Source organism: Aquimarina addita, assembly GCF_039539305.1.
In the GTDB taxonomy this organism is placed as follows: Bacteria; Bacteroidota; Bacteroidia; order Flavobacteriales; family Flavobacteriaceae; genus Aquimarina; species Aquimarina addita.
In genome coordinates this window covers 1-1572 of the sequence record NZ_BAABCW010000058.1, presented here as the reverse complement: position 1 = coordinate 1572, position 1572 = coordinate 1, and the positions used below count along the sequence as shown (strand labels likewise).

General features: G+C 29.5%; 3 protein-coding genes. All 3 read left to right on the top strand.

What is annotated here, in order from left to right:
- Window positions 1-671 (top strand): hypothetical protein (locus ABD816_RS22085; protein ID WP_344931079.1); only part of this gene is annotated, 671 nt, incomplete at its 5' end.
- Between the two features lie 4 nt (window positions 672-675).
- Window positions 676-1131: a hypothetical protein gene (locus tag ABD816_RS22080; RefSeq protein WP_344931078.1), complete on the top strand. Its 456-nt coding sequence runs from the start codon at window positions 676-678 to the stop codon at window positions 1129-1131.
- Window positions 1132-1366: 235 nt separating this feature from the next.
- Window positions 1367-1572: hypothetical protein (locus ABD816_RS22075; protein ID WP_344931077.1), on the top strand; the 206-nt coding region annotated here is incomplete at its 3' end.

The window sequence follows — 1572 nt, the reverse complement described above, 5'->3', positions numbered from 1 at the left end:
GGAAGGTCCTTAATGATGCAGGGGTTGATGATGTACTAAGAAGAAATCTTGATGAACTAGAGCTGGTTGGTAAAAATATTGATGAGATCAAAAAAGCTGGAGGATATAAGGCTTGGAAAATCAGTAACGCAGGGGGTGGATTAAGAAACACTATTAAATATGTTGATAACTATAAAGTTACTTCTACAGGTAGAATAGCTGAGTTTGTTTCTGAAAGCGGAGATGTTTTAGGAACGTTATTTAAGCAGAGTAAAAACGGTAAAGTTTCATATTCATTCAAATATAAAACTTCAAGTGGTAATGTTAAAACATTAAATAAGCTAGAAGCCGAAATCTATGATGATTTTATTGAGTTTGATTTTAATGTTCCTTCAGAATTAAAGGGACAAGGAATTAGTTCTGTTGTATTTGATGATGCTATAAAATATTACGATGCTAAAAATCTTCCTTATAAAGGAATAAGAGGAAGATGGGAAGGTGCTGATCCTAAATATACAGATGGAATATCTGATAATTTTAAAGCATATAAAGAAGCTAGAAAGGCAAACAAAACAGAAACAGAAGCTGCATTTGAAACTTGGACAGGTAAACAGGCTAATAAAGCTGGATTTACAAAAGCAACTGTCACAACTGATGATGATATATTAATACTTGTTGAGTTTATAAAATAGAGTTATGCAAGATATATTCAATCAATTAGAAAACGACCCTAATAGTAACTTAAAAGAAGTAATAGAAGATGAATTAAAAGAAGCTTACGTAGGGATATGTGAATTAAGAAAAAAGTCTTTAAATAATACACTTACTATCGAATACATTAATGAAATAGAAAATATTTTTTTGATTAATAAAGATAAATTCAGTGAATTGGAGGTGAAAAATAAATATTTAATTAAATATGCTTCTTGTATTGAAAATTTTTGGAATAGTTATTCGTACTATAATAAACAAAGAAGTAGAGGGAAATTTGATTTATTTAAATCATTGCGAGAAAGAGATCTTGAGATAAAAGGTTATTCAGATAGTGAATGTGCGAAAATTTTACGTAGTATGGAGGATTATTGGGTATCTTCAAATCAAATTTATACAAAACACGTTATTGTGTTAATAAACAAGACTTATTTAAGATAAATAGTAAATTAATTTTATAATGCTTGTCCATTAATAATATACCTCCCTAGTTTTAACTAAGCATACTTTGATACCTATAAGGCACAAATGTGTACTATATGTAACAAAGTAGTTTTGTCGAAAAAACTTAAATGTTCCTGAATCAGTTATCAGTAAAGTCAAGGATCATTATTTTGTAAAACAACATTTAATCAATACAGATGAGGGATTAAAAGTTGGACGCTTCGAAAGAATTATGGAAGATATTGATGAGTGGAAAGATGCTATTAAGGGGTTTGATAATGTTGGGGCTAATGATGGATTTAAGAGGTTATTAGCTCATGAATATATTGAACTAAAGTTAATGGAAAAAGGAGTTCCTTACAGAAGTATTGATGAATTGTACTCTTTGAAACCTTATAATGTAGGAGCTCACGATGCTGTTCCTTTGATTCATAGGAA

Coding starts and splice junctions, on each gene's coding strand:
- ABD816_RS22080 (WP_344931078.1), top strand. CDS start 676: ATGCAAGATATATTCAATCAATTAGAAAACGACCCTAATAGTAACTTA.